This is a genomic window from Enterobacter sp. 120016, from assembly GCF_018383635.1.
GTDB classification, from domain to species: Bacteria; Pseudomonadota; Gammaproteobacteria; order Enterobacterales; family Enterobacteriaceae; genus Enterobacter; species Enterobacter asburiae_D.
This window is the reverse complement of the sequence record NZ_JAHAWC010000009.1, coordinates 21,120-46,667: the sequence shown is the minus strand read 5'-3', so window position 1 is coordinate 46,667 and position 25,548 is coordinate 21,120. Positions and strand designations below refer to the sequence as shown.

The following is a 25,548-nucleotide window of genomic DNA, read 5'->3' as shown; positions in this document are numbered from 1 at the left end:
CCGCGCAAGGAGGGGTACTTTACCTTACCCGACGGGGTTCGTGCATCTGCCGTTTAGGCGCTCATACCGCGCAAACGCTGCAGCACCGCCACCAGAACCGCCACGGACCAGCCCACCATCAACGCGCCCACCAGCCCTTCCACACCGCCGATGAGCCGCCAGTGCTGGGGTAGCGTGACGTCGCCGTATCCTACCGTCGCGTAGCTCACCAGCGAAAAGTAGAAGCTGGTGTTCCAGTCATTAAACGCGTCGATGGCAGAATAAAACGCAGCAAACAGTCCGGCTTCAAGAAGATGGGCGAAGATCATGGAGATGACGATACCGACGTTGCGTAACACAATGCGTACCGCAGAATCGACTTCTAACGTAATGAATTTTAAAACGCCAAACATCCACAGCGAATGGATCACCACGGTGAGGGTAAGCAAAACAATAATACTGAGTAGCTGCATGAAGCGTGCTCGACCAAAAGGAATAAGGCCCCGCGAACGCGGCGGGGCACCTGGTCGAAGCTTAGTTGAAGGGAGAGGAAAAGTTGGTGCAATAATTGCGTTGCGTGATTATTTCTCTGCCAGCGCCTGTGCGCACGCCCAGCCGCTTGCCCATGCCCACTGGAAGTTGTACCCGCCGAGCCAGCCGGTGACGTCCATCACTTCGCCAATAAAATAGAGCCCCGGCACGTTGCGCGCTTCCATGGTGCGGGACGAGAGCTCATTCGTGTCGACCCCGCCCAGCGTCACTTCCGCCGTGCGGTAGCCTTCGGTGCCGTTTGGCTGAACGCGCCAGGCTGTCAGCGTCTCAACCAGCATCTCCTGCTCGCGGCTGTTAAGCTGCTTGAGCGACACGTCGGGGATCTGCCCCAGCACCTGCAAACATTCTACCAGACGTTTTGGCAGCTGCATTGCCAGCGTGTTTTTTAGGCTTTGATTCGGGTGCGCGGTACGCTGCTCGTTAAGGAACGCGTCGGGATCGCAGTCCGGGAGCAGGTTAACCGTGACGAACTCCCCCGGCTGCCAGTAGCTGGAAATTTGCAGTACCGCAGGGCCGGAGAGACCGCGATGGGTAAAGAGCAGATTTTCGCGGAACACGGTGCCGTCTTCGGCGGTAATGACCGAGGGAACGGACACACCAGACAGCGTCTGAAGCTGTTCGAGAAGCGGTTTATGCAGCGTGAACGGCACCAGCCCGGCGCGCGTGGGCAAGACTTTCAGACCAAACTGTTCGGCAATCTTATAGCCAAACGGGGAAGCGCCCAGCCCCGGCATGGACAGGCCGCCGCTGGCGATCACCAGGCTGTCTGCGCTGACGGTTTCACCGTTGAGCTGCAGCGTGTAGCCCTGGTCGTCTCGGGCGACTTCCAGCACCTCAGTGCGCAGGCGCATGACGACGCCGCCCTTCTCGCACTCGGCCACCAGCATATCGACAATCTGCTGCGCGGAGTCGTCGCAGAACAGCTGTCCCAGCGTCTTTTCATGCCACGCGATGCCGTGCTTACCCACCAGGTCGATAAAATCCCACTGGGTGTAACGCGCCAGCGCAGATTTACAAAAATGACGGTTTTGGCTCAAATAGGCCGCGGGTTCAACATACAGATTAGTGAAGTTACAGCGCCCGCCGCCGGACATCAGGATCTTACGGCCTGGCTTTTTACCGTTATCCAGCAGCAGCACGCGACGACCCGCCTGTCCGGCCATTGCCGCACAAAACATACCCGCCGCACCGGCGCCAATTACCACGGCATCAAACCTTTCCACGTCAAAACCCTCTTTGTTAACTGCCGCGGATTGTAAAGTTTCCTCTGTGGTCACACCAGCGTAAAAAGATATTACAAAGCCATTCCCTTGAAATTTAAAGAATATCCTTTCAGGCACTTTTCTCAAATCAGGTGGTATGTCAAAAAAAGTCTATATTTCACTTTGCCCGCCGTGCATTTGTCCTGGATAATGCGCCGCGTTCATGTCCTCAAAATGGCGTAACGTCCTATGCTACATTTGTTTGCCGGCCTGGATTTACATACCGGGCTTTTATTATTGCTTGCTCTGATTTTTGTACTGTTTTACGAAGCGATCAACGGCTTCCACGACACTGCAAACGCAGTAGCGACGGTTATCTACACTCGCGCAATGCGATCGCAGCTTGCGGTTGTTATGGCGGCGGTATTTAACTTTTTTGGTGTCCTCCTGGGCGGACTGAGCGTTGCGTATGCCATTGTGCATATGCTGCCAACGGATCTGCTGCTTAACGTTAGTTCTGGCCATGGCCTCGCTATGGTGTTCTCAATGCTGCTTGCTGCAATTATCTGGAACCTCGGTACCTGGTATTTCGGCCTGCCTGCATCCAGTTCTCACACACTCATCGGCGCGATTATCGGTATCGGGTTAACGAACGCCCTCATGACCGGTACATCGGTTGTTGATGCGTTAAATATCCCGAAAGTACTGGGGATCTTCGCCTCACTCATCGTCTCCCCTATCGTGGGTCTGGTGGTGGCTGGCGGGCTGATCTTCATCCTGCGTCGTTACTGGAGCAATACCAAAAAACGCTCCCGTATTCACCTGACGCCGGCAGAGCGTGAAAAGAAAGACGGCAAGAAAAAGCCCCCATTCTGGACGCGTATTGCCCTGATCATTTCCGCTATCGGCGTGGCTTTCTCACACGGCGCGAACGATGGTCAGAAAGGCATTGGTCTGGTGATGCTGGTACTGATTGGCGTCGCACCGGCGGGATTCGTGGTTAACATGAATGCTTCTGGCTACGAAATCACCCGTACCCGCGATGCGGTCAACAACGTCGAAACCTACTTCCAGCAGCATCCCGATCTGCTGAAGAAGGCAACCGGCGTTGACCAGATTATCCCTTCTCCGGAAGCCGGTGCCGCAACTGCGCCTGGCCAGTTCCACTGCCATCCGGCAAACGCGATTAACGCGCTGGAACGTGCGAAAGGCATGCTGGGCAATATCGAAAGTTATGACAAACTGACCGTTGAGCAGCGTGGTCAGCTGCGTCGCATTATGCTTTGCATCTCTGATGTGACGGATAAAGTGGCGAAGCTGCCTGACGTGAATGCTGACGACCAGCGTCTCCTGAAGAAACTGAAAGGCGATATGCTCAACACCATCGAGTACGCGCCAATCTGGATCATCATGGCCGTCGCGCTGGCGCTCGGTATCGGTACGATGATTGGCTGGCGTCGTGTGGCGACCACCATCGGCGAGAAGATCGGTAAGAAAGGCATGACCTATGCGCAGGGTATGTCCGCGCAGATGACGGCGGCGGTGTCTATCGGTCTGGCGAGCTACACCGGTATGCCTGTATCCACCACCCACGTACTCTCTTCGTCCGTGGCAGGTACCATGATTGTTGACGGTGGCGGCCTGCAGCGCAAAACCGTAACCAACATTCTGATGGCCTGGGTGTTCACCCTTCCGGCCTCTATCCTGCTGTCTGGCGGTTTGTACTGGATCTCGCTGAAGCTGATTTAATCGGTTGAAGGCGACAAAAAGCGGGTCAGGAAACTGACCCGCTTTTTTTATGCTCAGTGCCAAATCATCAATGCAATCATACTGACCACGACCAGCCCGCACAGGGCGCTGGTCAAAATGAACTGACGACGCAGGCGCTCGCAGCGACGAATAAACTCTTCATCGTGATGATCGCGGTAGCGCTGGTAGTAGATGTATCCCACCAGACGCATCTGCTTGCTGGGCTGTCCATGCGAGGTGAAGAACCCTCCACCGTCCACATACTGATAAAGCAACGGATCGCAACCACGAAGTACCACTAACAGCGCACGTAACGATGAGAAGTAGCGCGCCATATTCACTATGCAAACCACGCATAACGCCCAAAACAATGCGACGGTGCTAATCATACATCCTCCCCGGCGTCCGCCCACGAAGCAAGGCTCCTGAGCTACCGCACCCCAATGCCCTGACAGACAGTTCAGTGAAAGAATGACCAAAAGTCGATCCGGTTCGCGTTTTAATATCCGAACGGCTCATTTAATAGTGTAGGAGATCCGTTAATTTTTTTGCCACAAGGTTAATCGTTATCAACACCAAAGCTTGAAAAATATGTTTAACTGGGCCGTAATGAAAGCATCAGACGACGGCTTTCCCATTTAGTCATCGATAACTTAAGGAAGGAGTAACACTATGGCTTACAAACACATTCTCATCGCGGTAGACCTCTCCCCGGAGAGCAAAGTGCTGGTTGATAAAGCGGTATCCATGGCACGCCCTTACAACGCGAAAGTTTCGCTGATTCACGTTGACGTGAATTACTCCGACCTCTACACCGGTCTGATCGACGTGAATCTTGGCGATATGCAGAAACGCATCTCTGAAGAGACTCACCACGCCCTGAGCGAACTGTCCACCAACGCGGGCTATCCTATTACCGAAACCCTGAGCGGCAGCGGCGACCTGGGTCAGGTACTGGTTGATGCGATCAAGAAATACGACATGGACCTGGTGGTTTGCGGTCACCATCAGGACTTCTGGAGCAAGCTGATGTCTTCAGCGCGCCAGCTGATTAACACCGTTCACGTGGATATGCTGATTGTTCCACTGCGTGACGAAGAAGACGAGTAAGTGCGTTAAATTCCCCTCACCCTAACCCTCTCCCACTGGGAGAGGGAATAGATCGAGGACGTAGGCCGGGTAAGGCGAAGCCGCCACCCGGCTTTTTTTTATTCCGGCGTACCCGGATAAATATCAAACCGGTGTCCTTTGGTGGTCACCGCGTTAGTGGTCGCAACGTCCGCCAGCGGCGGCGCGTAGTCCGGGCGCTTTACCACCACCCGTTTCGTTGCAAGCTGACGAGCCGGCTCCAGCAGGCCATCGGCATCCAAATCCGGCCCCACCAGCGACTGAAATACCCGCATCTCTTTCTTCACCAGCGCGCTTTTCTGCTTATGCGGGAACATGGGGTCGAGATAGACCACCTGCGGACGCGGGGTGATATCCGTCAATGCCGTCAGGCTGGAGGCGTGGATCAGCTGTAGTCGTTCCTGCAGCCACGGGCCGATTTCCGGGTCCGCATAGCCCCGCGCTAGCCCATCGTCAAGCAGCGCAGCGACCACCGGATTACGCTCCAGCATCCGCACGTGACAGCCGACAGACGCCAGCACAAAGGCATCACGCCCTAACCCCGCCGTGGCATCGACCACGTCCGGAAGATAGCTCCCTTTGATGCCGACCGCTTTAGCCACCGCCTCGCCGCGACCGCCCCCGAACTTGCGCCGGTGCGCCATCGCGCCGCCGACAAAATCGACAAAAATCCCGCCGAGCTTCGGTTCGTCGCGCTTGCGTAATTCAAGGTGCGCGGTAGTCATCACCAGCGCCATCAGGTTTTCTTCATCGTGCTCCAGCCCCCAGCGGGCCGCCAGAACAGATAAGGCGCCGTCTCCGGCGCCTGTTTCATCCACTAAGCAGATCTTCACGTAACAATCAGCCTTTGATCCCGTAATGCTCAAGCATCGCATCCAGCTGCGGCTCGCGGCCGCGGAAGCGTTTGAACAGCACCATTGGCTCTTCAGACCCGCCGCGGGTCAGGATGTTATCAAGGAACGACTGGCCGGTTTCGCGGTTGAAGATCCCCTCTTCTTCGAAGCGAGAGAAGGCATCTGCCGCCAGCACGTCGGCCCACAGGTAACTGTAGTAACCCGCCGCGTAGCCGCCAGCGAAGATATGGCTGAAGGCGTGCGGGAAGCGGCCCCAGGTTGGTCCAGGAATAACGGCAACCTGCTTTTTAATCTCGCCCAGGGTTTCAAGGATTTTCGCACCCTGCTCCGGGCTAAACTCCGCGTGCAGTCGGAAGTCGAACAGACCGAACTCCAGCTGACGCAGGATGAACATCGCCGCCTGGTAGTTTTTCGCCGCCAGCATTTTATCCAGCAGCGCTTTCGGCAGCGGTTCGCCGGTCTCATAGTGGCCGGAGATAAACGCCAGCGCGTCCGGCTCCCAGCACCAGTTTTCCATAAACTGGCTTGGCAGCTCGACCGCATCCCACGGCACGCCGCTGATACCGGCCACGCCTGCGGTTTCGATGCGGGTTAGCATGTGGTGCAGACCGTGACCGAACTCGTGGAACAGGGTGATCACCTCGTCGTGGGTGAAGAGCGCAGGCTTGCCGCTCACCGGACGGTTAAAGTTACAGGTCAGGTAGGCGACCGGCTTCTGCAGAGAACCGTCGGCTTTACGCATCTGGCCCACGCAGTCGTCCATCCACGCCCCGCCGCGCTTGTTCTCACGCGCGTAGAGATCGAGGTAGAAGCTGCCGCGCAGTTCGTTTTTCTCGTCATACAGCTCGAAGAAGCGCACGTCCGGGTGCCAGACGTCGATATCGGTACGCTCTTTGGCGGTGATGCCATAGATGCGTTTGACCACCTCGAACAGGCCGTTAACGGCTTTGTTTTCCGGGAAGTACGGGCGCAGCTGCTCGTCGCTGATGCTGTAGAGGTGCTGCTTCTGTTTTTCGCTGTACCAGGCGATGTCCCACGGCTGCAGCTCGTCCACGCCGAACTCCGCTTTCGCGAAGGCGCGCAGCTGGGCCAGCTCTTTCTCACCCTGAGGACGGGCGCGTTTCGCCAGATCGGTCAGGAAGTCGAGTACCTGCTGCGGGTTCTCCGCCATTTTGGTGGCGAGGGATTTATCGGCGTAGTTTTCGAAGCCCAGCAGCTGTGCCAGCTCGTGACGCAGGGCAAGGATTTCCGCCATGACCGGGCTATTGTCCCACTTACCGGCATTCGGCCCCTGATCGGAGGCGCGGGTGCTGTACGCGCGGTACATCTCTTCGCGCAGCGCCTGGTTGTCGCAGTAGGTCATTACCGGCAGATAGCTCGGGATATCCAGCGTTAACAGGAAACCGTCCTGCTCTTTCGCCTCGGCCTGGGCTTTTGCCGCCGCCAGCGCGCTTTCCGGCATACCCGCCAGCTCCGCTTCGTCGGTAATCAGCTTCGTCCAGCCCATGGTGGCGTCGAGCACGTTGTTGCTGTACTGGTTGCCCAGCTCGGACAGGCGCGCGGCAATTTCACCGTAGCGGGTCTGCTTCTCTTTTGGCAGGCCAATCCCGGACAGCTCAAAATCACGCAGGGCGTTATCGACCGATTTTTTCTGCGCCGTGTTCAGTTCGGCATAGTGGTCGCCGTCGCGCAGGTCGCGGTAGGCTTTGTAGAGCCCTTCGTGCTGGCCGACCCAGGTGCTGTACTCAGAGAGCAGCGGCAGGGTCTGCTCGTAGGCTTCGCGCAGTTCCGGGCTGTTTTTTACCGAGTTCAGGTGGCTCACCGGGGAGAAGATACGCCCCAGCACGTCGTCCACTTCGGCCAGCGGCTGACACAGATTTTCCCAGGTGTACGGCGCACCCTGCGCTACCACGCTTTCTACCGCCGCGCGGCAGTTGTCCAGCGATTGCGTAACGGCTGGAACCACATGCTCAGGGAGGATTTTAGAAAACGGCGGCAACGAAAAAGGCGTCAGTAATGGATTGGTCATAAACGCTGTCCTGTTGAAATAGGTGAATGAAGCGCGCATCCGGCGCTGTGCATATGGGATCTAGAATGGGGTTAAGTGTAGAGGATTTCAATGCCGAAGGTTGTCGAAAAACGCCCGGTGGCGCTGCGCTTACCGGGCCTACGGGTAATCTGCGCCGTTCTGCTGTAAACTGTGGCAAATCGTCACTTCAGCGGAATATCATTACCCATGCTCAGTTATCGCCACAGCTTCCACGCAGGCAACCACGCCGACGTCCTTAAACACACCGTTCAGAGCCTGATCATTGAATCGCTCAAAGAGAAAGAGAAGCCGTTTCTCTATCTGGACACGCACGCGGGCGCGGGCCGTTATCAGCTGAGCGGCGAGCATGCCGAGCGTACCGGTGAATATCTGGAAGGGATTGCCCGCATCTGGCAGCAGGACGATCTGCCTGCCGAGCTGGAGCCGTACATCGGCGTGGTGAATCACTTCAACCGCAACGGCCAGCTGCGCTACTACCCGGGCTCGCCGCTGATTGCACGCCAGTTGCTGCGCGAGCAGGACAGCCTCCAGCTGACCGAGCTGCATCCGAGCGACTTCCCGCTGCTGCGTTCTGAATTCCAGAAAGACAGCCGCGCCCGCGTGGAAAAATCCGACGGTTACCAGCAGCTGAAAGCCAAGCTGCCGCCGGTTTCCCGTCGCGGCCTGGTGCTGATCGACCCGCCGTACGAAATCAAAACCGACTATCAGGCGGTGGTGACCGGTATCCATGAAGGCTACAAACGCTTCGCCACCGGGACATACGCCCTGTGGTATCCGGTGGTGCTGCGCGCGCAAATCAAACGCATGATCAAAGACCTGGAAGCGACCGGCATCCGCAAAATCCTGCAGATTGAGCTGGCGGTACGTCCGGACAGCGATCAGCGCGGCATGACCGCCTCCGGGATGATTGTGATCAACCCGCCATGGAAGCTAGAAGCGCAGATGAACAACGTGCTGCCGTGGCTGCATAAAACGCTGGTGCCAGCGGGTACAGGCCACGCCACCGTCAGTTGGATCGTGCCGGAGTAATTGCAGCCATCGGTGGAAACTATTGATTTCAGGTATACAATCGCGGCAATTCACGATTAAGGACAAAAGCTATGACTAAGCATTATGACTACATCGCAATCGGCGGCGGCAGCGGCGGCATCGCCTCCATCAACCGTGCGGCCATGTACGGCCAGAAGTGCGCGCTGATTGAAGCCAAAGCGCTGGGCGGCACCTGCGTGAACGTGGGTTGTGTACCGAAGAAAGTGATGTGGCATGCGGCGCAGATCCGTGAAGCTATCCATATGTATGGCCCGGACTACGGCTTTGACACCACCATCAACCACTTCGACTGGGACAAGCTGATCGCCAGCCGTACCGCCTACATCGACCGTATTCACACCTCGTACGACAACGTGCTGGGTAAAAATAACGTTGACGTCATCCACGGCTTCGCCCGCTTTGTGGACGCGAAAACGATCGAAGTGAACGGCGAGACGATCACCGCCGATCGCATCCTGATCGCCACCGGCGGCCGTCCGAGCCACCCGAACATTCCGGGCGTGGAATACGGCATCGACTCCGACGGTTTCTTCGAGCTGCCTGCCCTGCCTAAGCGCGTTGCCGTTGTCGGCGCGGGTTACATCGCGGTGGAGCTGGCCGGGGTGATTAACGGCCTGGGCGCAGAGGCGCACCTGTTCGTGCGTAAACACGCGCCGCTGCGCAGCTTTGACCCGCTGATCGTCGACACGCTGGTTGAAGTGATGAACGCCGAAGGCCCGACCCTGCACACCAACGCCGTGCCAAAAGCGGTAGTGAAAAATGCGGACGGCAGCCTGACGCTTGAGCTGGAAGATGGCCGCAGCCAGACCGTCGACTGCCTGATCTGGGCGATTGGTCGTGAACCGGCGAACGATAACTTCAACCTCGGCGTGACCGGCGTGAAAACCGACGAAAAAGGCTATATCGTCGTCGATAAATTCCAGAACACCAGCGTACCGGGCATTTATGCGGTCGGCGATAATACCGGTGCGGTTGAGCTGACGCCGGTGGCCGTTGCGGCAGGTCGTCGTCTCTCCGAGCGCCTGTTCAACAACAAGCCGGACGAGCATCTGGATTATAACCTTATCCCAACCGTGGTCTTCAGCCACCCGCCAATCGGCACCGTCGGCTTAACCGAGCCGCAGGCGCGCGAACAGTATGGCGACGACCAGGTGAAAGTGTATAAATCGGCGTTTACCGCGATGTACACCGCCGTCACCTCGCACCGTCAGCCGTGCCGCATGAAGCTGGTCTGCGTGGGCCCGGACGAGAAGATTGTCGGTATCCACGGCATCGGCTTCGGCATGGACGAGATCCTGCAGGGCTTCGCCGTGGCGCTGAAGATGGGCGCAACCAAGAAAGACTTCGACAACACGGTGGCAATCCACCCGACGGCCGCGGAAGAGTTTGTGACCATGCGTTAATCCTGATGCCCCTCCCCGGAGGGGCATTTTTTTTAACATTCATAAATCGTTGCAAAACGAATGCTCCGAAAATAGTGATCTACCGCACATATCCCTCCCCAACTACCGAAGCGAATGTCTACGCTTATAAGACGCCCGGATAAACCTGTCTTTTGAACACACAACCGGAGGTCCCTATCACCATGTTCAACCAGAAACTACAGGCTACCGAGAACATCGAGTTCGAGATTGCAGAAGAGCTGCGCTACGAGACCGATCCCTGCGAGTTGAAACTGGATGAAATGATTGAGGCGGAGCCGGAACCCGAAATGATCGAGGGGCTACCCGCCTCCGATGCGTTGACGCCCGCAGACCGCTATCTTGAACTGTTCGAGCATGTGCAGTCGTCGCGGCTGTTTGCGGACAGTAAAACCTTCCCCGACTGCGCGCCGAAGATGGATCCGCTGGATATCCTGATCCGCTACCGCAAGGTCAGGCGCCACCGGGATTTCGACCTGCGCCAGTTTGTGGAGAACCACTTCTGGATGCCGGAAACGTACGGCACAGAATATGTCTCCGACCCGGGCCTTTCCCTGAAAGAGCACATTGATAACCTGTGGCCGGTGCTGACGCGCGAGCCGCAGGATCATATTCCCTGGTCTTCTCTGCTGGCGCTGCCGCAGGCCTATATCGTCCCCGGCGGGCGATTCAGCGAGACCTACTACTGGGATTCCTATTTCTCCATGCTGGGGCTGGCGGAGAGTGGCCGTAACGATCTGCTCAAATGTATGGCGGACAACTTCGCCTGGCTGATTGAACGCTACGGGCATATCCCCAACGGCAACCGCACCTATTATCTCAGCCGCTCGCAGCCGCCGGTCTTTGCCCTGATGGTGGAGCTGTTCGAGGAGGACGGCGTTCGCGGTGCGAAACGCTATCTGGACCACCTCAAAATGGAGTACGCCTTCTGGATGGACGGCGCGGAGTCGCTGCTGCTTAACCAGGCTTACCGCAGCGCCGTGCGCATGCCGGACGGTTCACTGCTCAACCGCTACTGGGACGACCGTGATACCCCGCGCGACGAATCGTGGATTGAGGACGTGGAAACTGCCCGCCACTCGGGTCGTCCGCCCAACGAGGTGTATCGCGATCTGCGCGCGGGAGCGGCGTCCGGCTGGGATTATTCGTCCCGCTGGCTGCGCGATCCGTCGCGGCTCGCCAGCATCCGCACGACGCAGTTTATCCCCATCGATCTGAACGCCTTCCTGTTCAAGCTGGAAAGCGCTATCGCCAACATTTCGGCGTCGAAAGGAGATAAAGAGACGGCAGAGGCGTTCCGCCAGAAAGCCAACGATCGGCGCGCGGCGGTGAACCGCTATCTGTGGGACGAGGAGAGCGGCTGTTACCGCGATTACGACTGGCGGCGTGAGGAACAGGCGCTGTTCTCGGCAGCCAGCATTGTGCCGCTGTACGTGGGCATGGCGACGCACGAGCAGGCCGAGCGCCTGTCTGATGCGGTCAAAGCGCGGCTGCTGACGCCAGGCGGGATTCTGGCCACCGAGTACGAAACCGGCGAGCAGTGGGATAAACCCAACGGCTGGGCGCCGCTGCAGTGGATGGCGATTCAGGGGTTCAAGCAGTACGGCAACGACTCGCTGGGCGATGAGATCGCCTGGAGCTGGCTGCATACGGTGAACCATTTTTATCAGACGCATCATAAGCTGATTGAGAAGTACCACATCGCCAGCAGTACCCCGCGAGAAGGTGGCGGGGGTGAGTATCCGCTGCAGGATGGTTTCGGCTGGACGAACGGCGTGGTGAGGCGGCTGATTGGGTTGTATGGGGAGCCTTAAGTGGGGTGCGGTCTGGTGCCCTCACCCCGGCCCTCTCCCACAGGGAGAGGGAGAAGAGATCAGCGAATCACCTCATAAATGGCAGTCTGAATGGACTGCCATTTTTTCGAAGCGGCATCCGGCTGTGACTGCGCGCGGCGTGTGGCCATGTCGAGATCGTGCTGCTGGCGTTTCACCACGGCAGGCACGGTGCAGAACGCTTTGAGATACTCTTTACGTACCGAGGTCAGAGACTCGCCGTTCGACATGGCGTGGCTGAGCGTGTTGATGAAACGACGGCACGGCTTCTCTTCCACCATGTTCTGCCGGTAGCGTAACATCAGCTCCAGCACGTCGTCATAGCCTGCCGACATCGCCTCTTCGGTCCAGGAGAGCTTCCAGTCCATGCCGCCCTGCAAAAATAGCAGGGTCACGCGGGTATCGTTGCGGTTAATGGCCGAGCGGAAATTGTTCTCGTCCCAGGTCACCCCCATGCGCGTGAGCGTTTCGCGCGAGGAAGGCGTCTCGCGCATTTCCTGCGGAGGGGCTGCTTCAGCCGCGCTGGCGGTCGCAGGCTGCGGTTTGCTGCTGGTCACCAGCCAGAATCCCCCCGCCACGATGGCAATCACCATGACGCCAACCGCCCCCCATAGCGCACCGGAAATAAGCTGCTCGCGTTGTTCGGGGCTGCGCGGCGCGCGCTGGGTCGGCTTTTCAATGGTGTCACGGACTTCAAACAGATCCCCACCGGTGACCCGATCCATTTTCTGCGCCTTTTCCCAGAAGGTATGCAGTTCGCTGGCATCTACCGCCATAAATCCGGCCGGATTGACGCGCGTTCTCCCCTCTTCAAACGCGCGTTGAACGGGCCGCGCGATCTGCGCGTAATAGTTATCCAGCAGCTGAGTTTGCGCCGAGCTTAGCGTTTTCTGAACGGTGATGCTGTTGCGGATTTGCCGAATGTCGTCGAGGAAGGTTTGCAGCGTTTTGCGCGGTTCAACCAGCAGCGTCAGCATGGACGGGTCGCTGAACAGCGAAGCGTAATAGCGGCTGAACTCTTTTTTATCCACCAGCATCTGCGCCAGTTCGCTGAACATCATGCCGCTCAGAACATCGTTGATCTCGCCAAGCTTCAGCCAGCGCCGTACGCGATCGGCGTTAAACAGAGTCTTCAGATGATTGTTCAGCCGCACCTGATCGGGCCAGGCCTGCTGGATGAGCCCTTTAATCATCAGCTCAATCGCGCGTACCTGCTTTTGCGCCTGCTGCTGCTGCAGTTCGCTTCCCGGCGCCAGGTCCGTGCTGTAGGTCAACAGCGGCTGTTGCAGGCGAAGATGTTCCAGCGCGGTCACAAACCGCATCGCCGCAATAAGCTGGTTTTCACTCACATCCTGTCCGCTTTCATACTGCGGAACGCGCTGCTGCAGCAGGCGCAGCTGGAGGGTAAATTCCGACATCTCGGCATCATTCAGGTTGAGTTTTTTCGCAACGGCTCCCCAGCCGCCCAGAGCTAATCGCGCGCTGTCGAGTTGTTCCAGGAACCAGCGTGGATCTTTGCCCTCAGAAGCATGTACATTCAGAAGAAGCAAAATTTCCACCGACGCATGGCGAATGACCGCCAGACAGTGTTCGAACTGTTCGCGAATATGGTGTGATGTGCTGAGAGTCATTGTTTTCCTTAAGCGACAACGAAGACATCCGGAATGGGCACGAGACGGCCCTTTTTCTTTTTATTTATACGCGGTTAACCATACCTGACTTTCTGTTGAAATAAAGTGACAACCCTAAAATCATTTAAAATGTTTCAGGAGAATCTGAATGCCGGTTTTAATTACCCCTCGCCTTAACTGCTCGCCTCTGCTGGAACAAGACTGGCCCTTTTTTCTGGCGCTCCAGCAGCATCCCGACGTCATGCGCTTTGTGGCGGAGGACCGCCCCGTCGCAGCCATCCGCGAGGCGTTTGATTCGCGCCTGACGCCCTGGGCACCGGGCAGCGCGCACTGGCTTTGTCTCGTCGTACGTGACGCCGCCTCCCAGGCCCCGCTGGGCGTTACCGGGTATATTCATCGGGAGGAGGACTGTGCCGAAGTGGGCTTCCTTTTCGCCCCCGAGGCGCAGGGGAAAGGTTACGGCTTTGAATCCCTGAACGCGCTTTGCGATTACGCTTTTCATCAGGGCGGTATACGTCGACTCACCGCTACCGTCACCGCGGGGAATACTGCTTCAAGACGCCTGCTGGAAAAAGCGCGCTTTCGCCTGGAAGGTGAATTACGCGAGAGTTATTACCTCGCGGGTCGCTGGCAAAATGACTGGTTATTTGGTTTATTACAGCAGGAATACCTGAATAATAATTCCTGATCAACAGCCATTTGGCGGATATTTCTCGAACGCCGTTTCCTCTACAGTGTCGCTATTAAGAGGAAACGAATATGAAAGGTCATGCGCTGAAAATATCTTCTGCCGCCATTGCGTTAATAAAAAAATATCAGGGTCTTTCTCTGGAAAAATATCGTGACGAAAACGGATTATGGGTTATCGGCTATGGCCACGTGCTCCGCGATCGGGCGCATTTTCACGGTCCCATCACGCCTGCCGAGGCAGAAGATTTGCTGCATGACGATATTCAGCGGTGTGAGGCGCTGCTGCGGGAAAGCGTGACACGCCCATTAACCCAACAGCAGCATGATGCGCTGGTTATGATGATATTCAGCTTCGGCGAGATGCCTTCGCTCCCAAACGCGATTTTTCAGGCCGTTGCACGGGTATAGAACAGGGCAGCCTGCGTTCTGTTTTTCACCTCCAGCCGCCGGAAAAGCGCCTCAAGGTGAGCTTTTACCGTGGCCGCACTGATGTTGAGATTGCGTCCAATCTCTTTGTTTGACTCCCCCGCCGCCAGCAATTTCAGCACGTCGCGCTGGCGCTCGCTCAGGCATGATAACGCCTGAGACGACGGCTGTCTGACCCACTCTCCGGGAAAACAGACCATCCCTCTGGACACCGAATCCAGCACGGCGGAAAAGCGCTCCGGGTGGGCATTTCGGGGAATGATGGCCATGACGTTTCGCTGCCGTAACTGCTCAACCCATCTGGCCTCTTTTTTCGCCAGAACCAGAATCACGCGTATCGCCGGAAAGCGTTGCATCATCTCTTCCAGCAAAGCGCTCCCCTCATCATCAATTAAATGCCCGTCAATCATGACGATAGCTGACGGCGAAGCGGAAACCTGCGCCCATAAATCGTCTGCCTGACAGGTCCCTGTCATATCTATTTCCGGAATTAGCGCCTGAAGACTGTGTATCGCTCCGTGAATAAAGAGTGACTGCCTGTCAAACATGATTACTCGCATCGTTTTTCTCCCTCTGAGAATAGCGAAGGGGGATTCTACAGAGGGGTGATTTAAGAAAAAACTCAACGAATGGAGACGTTACAAATCCCCCCGAGTTCTTTATATCTGCCCGTATTTAGACACATTCATATTAAGGATTTCCTTAAGGGGTTCCTTCCCCTTACGCGCGTGCATTACAGGAACATACCGCCTGACACTTCAATACGTTGCGCATTCATCCAGCCCAGCTTATCGCTGAGCAGTGCCGCAACGGCATCGCCAATATCGTCCGGCAGCCCCACCCGCCCCAGCGCCGTCTGCGAGGCCAGCAGCTGATTCAGCTCTGCGTTGTCGCGCACGCGTCCGCCACCAAAGTCGGTTTCAATCGCGCCCGGCGCAATGATATTGACGGCGATCCCGCGCGCGCCCAGCTCCTTCGCCTGATAGCGCGTCAGCACTTCCATCGCCCCCTTCATGGCCGCGTAGGTCCCTGAGCCCGGTTGGGTAAAACGGGCCAGCCCGCTGGAGACGTTGAGGATCCGGCCCCCGTCGTTAAGCAGCGGCAGCAGGCGCTGGGTCAGGAAGAAAGGCCCTTTGAAATGAATGTTCAGCGCCTCATCAAACTGCGCTTCCGTCGTGTCGGTATAGGGCGCATATAAACCCGTTCCGGCATTGTTCAATAAATAGTCAAAGGTATCACGCTGCCAGACGGTTCTAAGGGTTTCCTGAAGCTGTTGGGCAAAATTATCAAAACCCGTGATATCTCCGACGTTGAGCTGTAATGCCGCTGCGTTGACGCCTTTTTGCTGAATTTCATGCACAACGTCCAGCGCTTCCTGCTGGCTACGGTTGTATGTCAGGACGATTCCCGTGCCGTCTGCCGCCAGCTTTAACGCAGCGTTTTTACCCAGACCGCGGCTACCACCCGTCACTAATGCGATACGTTCACTCATCATATACCTCGTTTTGGCTGTTAAGGAGATTGAGAAAGAGCTTATTAGGTGATAGAAAATCAATAAAGATAGGTTAAAGCGCTTCACTGTTTCAGCAGGAACAACAATGAGCTTCCTCTATGGATAAAATTCACGCAATGCAGCTATTTGTCCGCGTCGCGGAACTGGAGAGTTTTTCCCGCGCGGCCGAAACATTAACCCTGCCGAAAGGCAGCGTTTCACGACAAATTCAGGCTCTGGAAAACCGGCTTGGCACCCAGCTATTGCACCGCACCACGCGCCGCGTCAGCCTGACGCAGGACGGCATGGTCTATTACGAGCGGGCAAAAGATCTGCTGGCAAACCTTGATGAACTCGACGGCATGTTTCAGCACGATCCCTCCAGCATCAGCGGCCGTCTGCGCGTGGATATGCCCGTCGGCGTTGCTCGAAATTTAGTCATCCCCAAACTGCCTGCTTTTCTGCAGCACTATCCGGGCATTGAACTGGAACTCAGCAGCAGCGATCGCCTGGTGGATGTGATCCGTGAAGGGTTTGATTGCGTCGTCCGCGTCGGCGCGCTGAAGGATTCAGGGCTGATTGCCCGTCCGCTGGGCAAGCTGTCGGTGATTAACTGCGCCAGCCCGGATTATCTGGCGCGATTCGGCTACCCGGAAACGCTGGACGATTTAGGCTCGCACGCCGTCATCCACTACGCCGCGATGCTGGGAACCCGCCCGCAGGGCTTTGAGTTTTATAACGGCAGTGCGACGCAGTGGATAAAAACGGGCGGGGTGTTAACCGTCAACAGCACGGAAACTTACCAGGCTGCCTGCCTCGCCGGGCTGGGCATTATTCAGGTTCCGCGGGTTGGGGTGCGCGATTTGCTGCGCGCGAAGAAACTGATTGAGATCCTCCCGCAATACCGGGCCGAACCGATGCCCGTCTCCCTGATTTATCCCCACCGCCGCAACCTCTCCCGACGGGTCCATCTGTTCATGGAGTGGCTGACCGAACTCACAAAAGCTTACGTGGACTAGTCGCAAGCTATAATTCAAAAACACATCCAGCTCAACGAAAAGGAAAATGCGCGTGACGCCGGAAAACAATCCGCAACGACCCACCCAACATTTAGAGTATGAGCCCGTCAAAAAGATGGAAACCGGACCTGAAGAGGCCGCCTCGCCAGGCACCGCCAGCAAAGCGCTGGGGACCGTCACCGGCCTTGCCGCAAGAATTCAGCAGTTTCCCATGGTTGCGCATTTGATACGCGCGACCGAGCGCTTTAATGACCGTATGGGAAACCAGTTTGGTGCCGCCATCACCTATTTTTCCTTCCTGTCGATGATCCCGATCCTGATGGTATCGTTTGCGGCGGCAGGTTTTGTGCTCGCGTCGCACCCGACGCTGCTGCAGGATATCTTCAATAAGATCCTGAATAACGTCAGTGACCCGACCCTGGCCAGCACGCTCAAAAGCACTATCAATACCGCCGTTCAGCAGCGTACCACCGTCGGCATCGTCGGTTTGCTGATTGCCCTTTACTCCGGCGTTAACTGGATGGGCAACCTGCGCGAGGCCATTCGCGCCCAGTCGCGCGATGTCTGGGAGCGTAAGCCGCAGGACCAGGAGAAAATTTGGGTTAAGTATCTCCGCGATTTTGTTTCGCTGATTGGCCTGCTTATCGCGCTCATCGTGACGCTTTCCATTACCTCCGTGGCGGGCTCGGCGCAGCAGATGATCATCTCCGCGCTTTACCTTGATTACATCGAATGGCTGAAGCCCGCCTGGCGCGGCATTGGTCTGGCCATTTCCATCTTCGCCAACTACCTGCTGTTCTTCTGGATCTTCTGGCGCTTGCCCCGCCATCGTCCGCGCAAGAAGGCGCTGATCCGCGGCACATTGATTGCGGCGATCGGCTTTGAAGTCATCAAAATCGTGATGACTTACACCTTACCGTCACTGGTTAAATCCCCTTCCGGCGCGGCCTTTGGCTCGGTGCTGGGGCTGATGGCGTTCTTCTACTTCTTCGCGCGTTTAACCCTGTTCTGCGCGGCGTGGATTGCCACCGCCGAGTACAAAGACGACCCGCGAATGCCGGGCAAAACGCACAGGTAACCCCACTCTCGGGCTGAAATTTCAGCCCGATTCATCATTTCAGCATATAAATCCAGTCCGTAACTTTTATTTAACCGAAAACCAGTTTAATTGACTGATATTTAAAATCTGTGAAGCATTTCATAGACGTGTTTTGGCTGGCCTGAAAATTATCCGCTTTTTGTTGCTTTTATCACCAGCGCGCGGCTTTGTTACAGATTGAAATGTCGCTTTTGCTGTGCGTAATATGACCTTTCGTTCGACAAAAATAAGAAAATATTATGCAAGCAACAGCCACCACACTCGACTCGGGAACGGAAAACGTTCCGGTAAACTCGCGCAATAAAGTTGTCGTCGCATCGCTGATTGGCACCGCCATTGAGTTCTTCGACTTTTATATTTATGCCACCGCCGCGGTCATCGTCTTCCCGCATATTTTCTTCCCGCAGGGGGATCCGACGGCGGCCACGCTGCAGTCTCTGGCGACCTTTGCCATCGCGTTTGTTGCGCGTCCGATTGGTTCTGCGCTGTTTGGACACTTTGGCGATCGCATTGGCCGCAAAGTCACCCTGGTGGCCTCGCTGCTGACGATGGGCATCTCCACCGTAGCCATCGGTCTGCTGCCGACCTATGAAACCATCGGCATTCTGGCGCCGGTCCTGCTGGCGCTGGCGCGTTTTGGTCAGGGTCTGGGCCTGGGCGGTGAATGGGGCGGCGCGGCGCTGCTGGCCACCGAGAACGCTCCGGCGCGCAAGCGCGCGCTGTATGGCTCATTCCCGCAGCTTGGCGCACCGATTGGCTTCTTCTTTGCCAACGGGACGTTCCTGCTGCTCTCCTGGCTGCTGACGGATGAGCAGTTCATGAGCTGGGGCTGGCGTATTCCGTTTGTCTTCTCTGCCGTACTGGTGCTGATTGGCCTGTATGTGCGCGTCTCCCTGCACGAAACGCCGGTCTTTGCCAAAGTCGCGGCAGCGAAAAAACAGGTAAAAGTACCGCTGGGAACGCTGCTGACCAAACACGTCCGCGTGACCGTGCTGGGCACGTTTATCATGCTGGCAACCTATACGCTGTTCTACATCATGACCGTCTACTCCATGACGTACAGCACCGCTGCCGCGCCGGTGGGGCTGGGTCTGCCGCGTAACGAAGTGCTGTGGATGCTGATGATGGCGGTGATCGGCTTCGGTGTGATGGTGCCGATTGCGGGCCTGCTGGCGGATAAGTTTGGTCGCCGCTCAAGCATGATTGTGATCACCACGCTGATCATTCTGTTTGCCCTTTTCGTCTTCCCGCCGCTGCTGGGTTCAGGAAGCCCGGCGCTGGTGATGGCCTATCTGCTGATTGGCCTGAGCCTGATGGGGCTGACCTTCGGCCCGATGGGCGCGCTGCTGCCGGAGCTGTTCCCGACGGAAGTGCGTTATACGGGCGCGTCGTTCTCCTACAACGTTGCCTCAATTCTGGGCGCATCCGTTGCGCCGTATATCGCTACCTGGCTGCAGGCGAACTACGGTCTGTTCTACGTGGGCGTCTATCTGGCGGCCATGGCGGCGCTGACGCTGATTGCGCTGCTGCTGACGCACGAAACTAAGCACCAGGCTCTGTAATTCACTGCGGCCTGATGCCCTCACCCCGGCCCTCTCCCACAGGGAGAGGGAGGAAGTCCCGTAGGCCGGGTAAGCGCTGCGCCACCCGGCGAAACAGGCCGCACCTTACTTCTTCATCTGCGACAAAATATTCCGGCACTGATTCGCTTCGCCTTCTGACGGCGAAATCAATGCCAGCAGCGCTGCGGCTGGGGTGACCAGCGTCGCAAGCGCCGCAGCCACTGCGCCACGCGCAATCAACGGTCCGGGCTTCACGCCCGCCTGCGGATTTTTGAAGGTCCCACGCACGTAAAGCGGCGAGCGCAGGGTGATGATACGAATCCCCTTACTTTCCGGGTCAATCGTCAAATCAAGCTGCTCCGAGGCCATGCTGGCGGTACCGGTCACGTTGACCACCGCGTTTTCCGTGTCAAAGGCAAAAATCTGCGGGCGCGCCACGCCGTTAACCAGATCCAGATTGGCCGCCGCGCAGTTCACCCGCACCTCATCATCACCGAAGATCTGCCCGATAACGAAATTACCCACGTTCAGCCCCAGGATCTCCATCAGGTTGCGGCTCACCAGCCCGTCGTTCATCAGTAGCTTCAGGTTACCATTGCCGCTGCCGAGCAGCGCCGCCACAGAGTTCCCCACGCCGCGAATGTCGGCATCACCGTTCATTTCACCGAGGGTTTTCTGCATCAATTCTACGTTCGGCATCAACTCTTTCAGCTTCAATCGACGCGCCTGGATCTCCGCCCGTCCCTGCATCGGCTTCTTATCCCCTTCCAGGTGAATGTTCGAGGAGATCGTCCCGCCCGCCATGCCGAACTTCAGCGGCTGCAGGCGCAGGTCGGCGTTTTTAAGGAGGATATGGGTCGAAAGATTGCTGATCGGCAGCGTGCTGCCATGTTCAATTTTTCCGCCTTTGAAGCGCACATCCGCATCCATCACGTTCCATTTATCCGTCTCAAAGCGCTCATGAGGCAGCACTTTCCCGGCAGGCTGAGGATCTTTCTTCACCTCTTTTGACTTCGTGCCTTTACCGGAGTCGATACCTATCAGCGGGCCTAAGTCGGCCAGACGCAGCTGACGGGACTCAACCTCCCCTTCCAGTTTCGGGCGCGGTTTTCCGGTGGTGTAGGTTAGCGTGCCGTGGATGTCGCTGTCGCCGATCCGGCCGTTGAAATCCCGGTAGTCAAAAACGGACGATTTTTCGGTGTCGATTTTGGCGACCAGATGCCCGTCCGTTTCGAACGGTGGGGTATCCGGCAGCAGTACGCCGGTCAGTTCATACAGCTCGCCCAGCGAATCACCGGCAAATTTGAGCTGAAGGTCGACGCCACCCATATTCATCGGATCGTTGACCGTGCCCACGAACGCCACGCGGGTGTTACCGGAACGGAAGTCCGCCTGCACCGGGAACGGCGTGCCTTCGCTCCGTAGCGCCAGCATGCCGCCTATTTTCCCTTTACCGCTGAGAGGCTGATCGTTGTAGCGCCCTTTTGCCGTCAGGCCGAAGACATAATCACCTACGCTTGCCGCGTCGCCTTTTGCTTTCGTGCCCGTGACCTCGCTAAACGGCAGCGGTTTGCCCAGCGGATCGACCAGGATCTCCACATCAGCCTTGCTGACCTTATCGTCGATGGCGATCCGTCCGCGATCGAAAAGAATATTGTCGAGACGGAATGACCAGGAAGACGGCTGGGCATTCGGATCTTTTTCGCTGTCGCTGGCAAGGTTAAACGTCCAGTTGTTATTTTTTTCTGAGAGTCGGATCAGGCGCGCATCGGGCTGCTGAAGTTTGATCCACGGCAGATAGACCGTTTTGGTGAGGAGCGCCAGCGGAGCCAGCGTGGCTTCAACGCGCGGCAGGTGGATCATTGTGACGTCCGGGATATCCGGCGGGTTGCCGAGGATGATGTCGTCGGCATGGACGTGTGGCCAGGGGATCCAGCTTCGCCAGCCTGGCTCCTCTTTCTGACGCTCCCACACCACCCCTAAATCACCGCGTATGGCGAAGGGGCGGTTCAGTTCGGTTGAGACTTTCTGGTTGATGGTCGGCTTGAGACGGTTCCAGTCAAACGTCGCAATAATGATGGCGACGACCACGATCAACAACAAGAAAATCCCTGCTGTCCAGGAGATTACCCTGGTTGTTCTCGTCATTTTTATCCCCTTTCCTGATGACCTGTTCTGTAAAACTATAGTCCAGACAAAGGGAAGCGGGCTTATCAGAGGGTCGTTATAACGCTATCGAGGCGATCCATGGGTACCGGGCGAGAGAGATAATAGCCTTGCGCCGCCGCTGCGGGAGAGTTTTGCACATCACGCCACTCTTCCAGTGTTTCCACACCTTCAACAATCACGCCCTGGCAATAGCGGTTCATCAGCTGTAATAACAGCGTAAACAGATTCCGCCCTTCCTGGGTCTGACGCAGCATAATGAACAGATCGCGGGCCACTTTAATGTAGTCGTAGCGCACTTCACTCAGGGCGGAGAAGTTCGCCATCCCGGTGCCAAAGTCATCCAGCCACAGCGGGCCGTATTCGCATATCGACGCAAACGAGGAATCCTGCGGCAGGCGGACATGCTCCACCAGCTCAAAACGCATCCACGGCAGAGTGGCGATCAGCTCCTGCAATTTCGCGTTCTGGCGCAGCGCCAGCAGGGTTGGGCCATCGACGTTCACCGAGGCGAGGATATCGTGCCGTTCGAAAAAGGACTGCTTCGTCGCCAGCATGCGAAGCTGCTCTTCCAGCACGTCCAGGCGCTGGCGAACGGCAACTTCGGCAAAATAGCGATCCGGCGCGATGCGCTGAGTAGGGTTTGAGGGGTGCGTAACGACGGTCAAAATCTCAATTGCCATCAGTCGACCATCTGTTCGGTAGATCGGCTGATAGGTGTACGCACGCTCACATTGCAGCCAGTAGCGATGCTCCTGCAAGTTCTCAATACTTGCCTCAGGCGTAGTGCTCAGCCGCTGGATAACCTGCTCTGACTTCATTTCAGATGTCCTGTTGTTGGGATAGCCTTTCTGGACTCGTCACAGGATTATCGGCGCGACAATTGAGAACTTTATGTTCAATTCACCGGGAAAATGAAATTAAGATGACAGAAATGCGCGGGAACACGCGCTGGCTCAAATAAAATAATGGAACGTTGTTTTAATATAGTTGACCGGTTAATTCACTCAGCGCACACTGCTGATAATTCTTCTGTTCAGGTTCACGACTATGTCCAAAAAAATTGCCGTGATTGGCGAATGCATGATTGAGCTGTCACAAAAAGGCGCGGAAGTCAGCCGCGGATTTGGTGGCGATACGTTAAACACGTCCGTTTATATTGCCCGTCAGGTCGCGCCTGACGCGCTTACCGTGAACTACGTTACCGCCCTAGGTACGGACAGCTTCAGCCAGCAAATGCTGGAGGCCTGGCAGAGTGAACATGTTGAAACGTCGCTGATTCAGCGCATGGAAAACCGCCTCCCGGGGCTTTATTACATCGAAACCGACAGTACAGGCGAACGCACGTTTTATTACTGGCGTAACGAAGCCGCGGCCAAATTCTGGCTGGAGAGCGACGCGGCCGCAGCCATCTGCGAAGAGCTGGCGACATTTGACTACCTCTATCTGAGCGGCATTAGCCTGGCGATTTTAAGCCCCGCCAGCCGAGAAAAGCTGCTCTCGCTGCTGCGCGAATGCCGTGCAAACGGCGGGAAGGTTATTTTCGATAACAACTACCGCCCGCGCCTGTGGGCCAGCCGCGAAGAGACGCAGCAGGTCTATCAACAGATGCTGCAGTGCACCGACATCGCCTTCCTGACGCTCGACGATGAAGACGCCCTGTGGGGTGAGAAACCTGTAGAGGACGTGATTGCACGCACGCAGGCGGCAGGCGTGAGCGAAGTGGTGATTAAGCGCGGTGCAGAGTCGTGCCTGGTCGCGGTGGCGGGTGAATCGCTGGTTGACGTTCCGGCGGTGAAGCTTGCCAAAGAGAAAGTGATTGATACCACGGCGGCAGGCGATTCATTCAGCGCGGGCTATCTGGCGATACGTCTGACGGGTGGAACGCCGGAAGCGGCGGCACAGCGTGGGCACCTGACGGCCAGCACGGTGATTCAGTATCGCGGGGCGATTATTCCGCGTGAGGCGATGCCTGTTTAAGTAGGGTGCGGGCTGATGCCCTCACCCTAACCCTCTCCCACAGGGAGAGGGAATGTTCAGGCATTACTGCCCCTGCGGAATATCCGTCGCGTCCGGATGTAAATCATCAGCCGTGGCGGCCTGCGCCGGCTGCGGCGCGGTAGCCATAATGGAATCCCAGGTCTTCTGCAGTTCCTTCATGTCATATTCCGGCTCGCCCTTCGGCTGCAGGAGTATCAACGCCATCTCCTGCGACAGCTGCTGACGGAGGTCCTGATTGAGCATGTCGACGGTCAGACCGTTCAGGAAGTCCTGACGAAGCTTCTGGTACTGTTCCGGCGCAATGTCGACCACCTGATTCTGCAAAGAGCGAATACGCTGGCTGATCAGAATGTCGGTATCGGCGCGAGCGTAGGTCGCAAACAGCTTCTGCAGCTCGAGTTTTTTCTGCGCCACGAGCGCGTTGAATTCCTCTTCGGAAAGCCCCTCTTTACGCACTTTTGCCAGCTCTTTTGCGACCACACCCAGATTGGCATTCAGCTTATCGCCCGGCGATTCAACGTTGATGGCGCATTGCGCACGCTGGAACAGCACGCGGCAGTCAAAGCCAAGACCAATATTCTTCACGTTGTTCTTGCTCAGCGTCTGCTGAACGTGCCAGAACAGCGCTTCACGCGCCAGATCGGCACGCCAGTAGCGCAACATCGCCGCGGACTCGCGGATTGGCTGCCAGGCGTTATCCCACATGATGGAGAGGCGATCCTGACGCACGGCATCCGTCATAATGCTGACAGGCTCTGCACGCAGCGGAGAAAGCGTCGGAACAGGGGCTGGCGTTTCACGCTTGCCTTTCAAATCACCAAACGCTTTGTTGATCTGCTCCACCACCGCGCGGCTGTCCACGTTACCCACCACGATCAGCGTCATCGCGTCCGGGGTGTACCACTTCTGGTAGAACGATTTAACCTGTTCGGCGTCCACCGGCTGTTTCAGCGGTTCGGCCGGATCGTGTCCCAGTAACGTTGAGCCCTTCAGGCGGTAACGCCACCAGCCCTCTTTGGTATCCCCAGGCCAGGTCGCCACCATGTCGCTGTTGCTCAGCGCATAGTTGACGGTGTCCGGCGTAATCGCCAGATTGCCAGAGGCATCGGAGAGATACGTAAGCGCTTCTTTAAGCAGGTCATTACGGTTGTTTGGCAGGCTCAGGTTAAACATGGTGTAGTCATACGAGAGAACGGCCGGGGGGAGCGGGCGTTTCGGATCGATGGCCTGCTGCCAAAGCGAACGCACCTGAACCGCTTGCAGGCTGCCGCTCTGCGTGAGCGCCAGCCGGGGAATGAAATGGCTAAAACCGGTTTGCTGAGTGCTTTCCGAGAGGGAACCGGTATTAATAGACAGACGGATTTCAATACGATCGCTGGGACGTTGCGGAGTGGCTAACACCTGCCACTGAAAACCGTTCGCTAATGTCCCTTGTTGCCAGGCCGGGTCTGGCTGGAGCGCATCTGCCTGCACATAACTGGCTGCTGCCATCATCAGCAAACCGCCGGTTAAGAGTCGAATTTTTGTGCCCTGCATGTGAACCCCTGATCAACATTCCTGGTTAAAAAAGAGTGTTTCGCGACGCGCTTCACTCTTAAAGATGACGATGAAAACACGTCGATTAGACCGCGCGTTCGGCAAAACG

22 protein-coding genes are annotated in these 25,548 nt (G+C 56.9%); 11 read left to right on the top strand and 11 right to left on the bottom strand.

All coding sequences use genetic code 11. The features are described 5' to 3' along the window. Nucleotides 1-53: 53 nt before the first annotated feature. Together KIF87_RS14310 and KIF87_RS14305 are read right to left on the bottom strand one after the other, a co-directional pair. Nucleotides 54-452 (bottom strand): potassium channel family protein, encoded by a 399-nt coding sequence (locus KIF87_RS14310; protein WP_213329084.1) that lies wholly within the window; start codon nt 450-452, stop codon nt 54-56. 108 nt (nt 453-560) lie between these two features. After that, nucleotides 561-1,754 (bottom strand): BaiN/RdsA family NAD(P)/FAD-dependent oxidoreductase, encoded by a 1,194-nt coding sequence (locus KIF87_RS14305; protein WP_213329083.1) that lies wholly within the window; start codon nt 1,752-1,754, stop codon nt 561-563. A gap of 228 nt (nt 1,755-1,982) precedes the next feature. On the opposite strand from KIF87_RS14305, the gene pitA reads away from it, so the two are divergent. Further along, the gene (pitA, locus tag KIF87_RS14300; RefSeq protein WP_213329082.1) at nt 1,983-3,482 is read left to right on the top strand and encodes an inorganic phosphate transporter PitA; all 1,500 of its coding nucleotides are present in this window, start codon (nt 1,983-1,985) and stop codon (nt 3,480-3,482) included. 53 nt (nt 3,483-3,535) lie between these two features. Here pitA and uspB read toward each other — a convergent pair whose 3' ends face one another. After that, the gene (gene uspB / locus KIF87_RS14295) at nt 3,536-3,871 is read right to left on the bottom strand and encodes a universal stress protein UspB (RefSeq protein ID WP_003861224.1); all 336 of its coding nucleotides are present in this window, start codon (nt 3,869-3,871) and stop codon (nt 3,536-3,538) included. A gap of 283 nt (nt 3,872-4,154) precedes the next feature. On the opposite strand from uspB, the gene uspA reads away from it, so the two are divergent. Beyond that, nucleotides 4,155-4,592, top strand: coding sequence for a universal stress protein UspA (uspA, locus tag KIF87_RS14290; RefSeq protein ID WP_003861223.1), 438 nt, complete (start codon nt 4,155-4,157; stop codon nt 4,590-4,592). 98 nt (nt 4,593-4,690) lie between these two features. On the opposite strand, the gene rsmJ is transcribed toward uspA, so the two are convergent. Both rsmJ and prlC read right to left on the bottom strand, forming a co-directional pair. Further along, a complete protein-coding gene (gene rsmJ, locus KIF87_RS14285) occupies nt 4,691-5,443 on the bottom strand; it encodes a 16S rRNA (guanine(1516)-N(2))-methyltransferase RsmJ (protein ID WP_213329081.1) in 753 nt (250 codons plus the stop codon). A 7-nt stretch (nt 5,444-5,450) separates the two neighbouring features. After that, nucleotides 5,451-7,493, bottom strand: coding sequence for an oligopeptidase A (prlC, locus tag KIF87_RS14280; protein WP_213329080.1), 2,043 nt, complete (start codon nt 7,491-7,493; stop codon nt 5,451-5,453). Between the two features lie 207 nt (nt 7,494-7,700). Here prlC and KIF87_RS14275 point away from each other — a divergent pair, with 207 nt between their 5' ends. The 3 genes from KIF87_RS14275 to KIF87_RS14265 all read left to right on the top strand — a co-directional run bounded on the left by KIF87_RS14275 (nt 7,701) and on the right by KIF87_RS14265 (nt 11,799). Then, nucleotides 7,701-8,543 carry a 23S rRNA (adenine(2030)-N(6))-methyltransferase RlmJ gene (locus KIF87_RS14275; RefSeq protein ID WP_023333753.1) on the top strand — a complete coding sequence of 281 codons (843 nt, stop codon included), beginning with the start codon at nt 7,701-7,703 and terminating at the stop codon, nt 8,541-8,543. 71 nt (nt 8,544-8,614) lie between these two features. Next, nucleotides 8,615-9,967: a glutathione-disulfide reductase gene (gorA, locus tag KIF87_RS14270; protein ID WP_213329079.1), complete on the top strand. Its 1,353-nt coding sequence runs from the start codon at nt 8,615-8,617 to the stop codon at nt 9,965-9,967. A gap of 182 nt (nt 9,968-10,149) precedes the next feature. Continuing rightward, nucleotides 10,150-11,799, top strand: a complete 1,650-nt coding sequence (locus KIF87_RS14265) for an alpha,alpha-trehalase (protein ID WP_159515086.1) — start codon at nt 10,150-10,152, stop codon at nt 11,797-11,799. 59 nt (nt 11,800-11,858) lie between these two features. Here KIF87_RS14265 and KIF87_RS14260 read toward each other — a convergent pair whose 3' ends face one another. Further along, the gene (locus KIF87_RS14260; protein ID WP_213329078.1) at nt 11,859-13,448 is read right to left on the bottom strand and encodes an STY4199 family HEPN domain-containing protein; all 1,590 of its coding nucleotides are present in this window, start codon (nt 13,446-13,448) and stop codon (nt 11,859-11,861) included. 148 nt (nt 13,449-13,596) lie between these two features. Here KIF87_RS14260 and KIF87_RS14255 point away from each other — a divergent pair, with 148 nt between their 5' ends. Further along, the gene (locus tag KIF87_RS14255; RefSeq protein WP_213329077.1) at nt 13,597-14,136 is read left to right on the top strand and encodes a GNAT family N-acetyltransferase; all 540 of its coding nucleotides are present in this window, start codon (nt 13,597-13,599) and stop codon (nt 14,134-14,136) included. Between the two features lie 71 nt (nt 14,137-14,207). Next, nucleotides 14,208-14,546 carry a lysozyme gene (locus KIF87_RS14250; RefSeq protein WP_213329076.1) on the top strand — a complete coding sequence of 113 codons (339 nt, stop codon included), beginning with the start codon at nt 14,208-14,210 and terminating at the stop codon, nt 14,544-14,546. On the opposite strand, the gene KIF87_RS14245 is transcribed toward KIF87_RS14250, so the two are convergent. After that, nucleotides 14,525-15,124: a response regulator transcription factor gene (locus KIF87_RS14245; RefSeq protein WP_213329075.1), complete on the bottom strand. Its 600-nt coding sequence runs from the start codon at nt 15,122-15,124 to the stop codon at nt 14,525-14,527. The genes KIF87_RS14250 and KIF87_RS14245 overlap by 22 nt on opposite strands. 173 nt (nt 15,125-15,297) lie before the next feature. Continuing rightward, entirely contained in the window at nt 15,298-16,056 is a 759-nt protein-coding gene (locus tag KIF87_RS14240) for an SDR family NAD(P)-dependent oxidoreductase (RefSeq protein WP_213329139.1), read from the bottom strand. A 119-nt stretch (nt 16,057-16,175) separates the two neighbouring features. On the opposite strand from KIF87_RS14240, the gene KIF87_RS14235 reads away from it, so the two are divergent. The 3 genes from KIF87_RS14235 to KIF87_RS14225 all read left to right on the top strand — a co-directional run bounded on the left by KIF87_RS14235 (nt 16,176) and on the right by KIF87_RS14225 (nt 19,736). After that, nucleotides 16,176-17,075 (top strand): LysR family transcriptional regulator, encoded by a 900-nt coding sequence (locus tag KIF87_RS14235; RefSeq protein WP_213329074.1) that lies wholly within the window; start codon nt 16,176-16,178, stop codon nt 17,073-17,075. Between the two features lie 52 nt (nt 17,076-17,127). After that, a complete protein-coding gene (yhjD, locus tag KIF87_RS14230; protein WP_213329073.1) occupies nt 17,128-18,153 on the top strand; it encodes an inner membrane protein YhjD in 1,026 nt (341 codons plus the stop codon). 260 nt (nt 18,154-18,413) lie between these two features. Further along, nucleotides 18,414-19,736, top strand: a complete 1,323-nt coding sequence (locus KIF87_RS14225; protein WP_023333763.1) for an MFS transporter — start codon at nt 18,414-18,416, stop codon at nt 19,734-19,736. 105 nt (nt 19,737-19,841) lie between these two features. On the opposite strand, the gene KIF87_RS14220 is transcribed toward KIF87_RS14225, so the two are convergent. After that, on the bottom strand, nt 19,842-21,884 hold the full coding sequence (locus tag KIF87_RS14220; RefSeq protein WP_213329072.1) for an AsmA family protein: 2,043 nt from the start codon (nt 21,882-21,884) through the stop codon (nt 19,842-19,844). Nucleotides 21,885-21,949: 65 nt separating this feature from the next. Continuing rightward, a complete protein-coding gene (gene pdeH / locus KIF87_RS14215; protein WP_121426179.1) occupies nt 21,950-22,723 on the bottom strand; it encodes a cyclic-guanylate-specific phosphodiesterase in 774 nt (257 codons plus the stop codon). Between the two features lie 229 nt (nt 22,724-22,952). Between pdeH and kdgK the strand changes: the two genes are divergently transcribed. Further along, on the top strand, nt 22,953-23,882 hold the full coding sequence (gene kdgK / locus KIF87_RS14210; protein WP_213329071.1) for a 2-dehydro-3-deoxygluconokinase: 930 nt from the start codon (nt 22,953-22,955) through the stop codon (nt 23,880-23,882). A gap of 63 nt (nt 23,883-23,945) precedes the next feature. On the opposite strand, the gene KIF87_RS14205 is transcribed toward kdgK, so the two are convergent. Further along, nucleotides 23,946-25,439 (bottom strand): M16 family metallopeptidase, encoded by a 1,494-nt coding sequence (locus KIF87_RS14205; protein WP_213329070.1) that lies wholly within the window; start codon nt 25,437-25,439, stop codon nt 23,946-23,948. Nucleotides 25,440-25,548 lie beyond the last annotated feature (109 nt).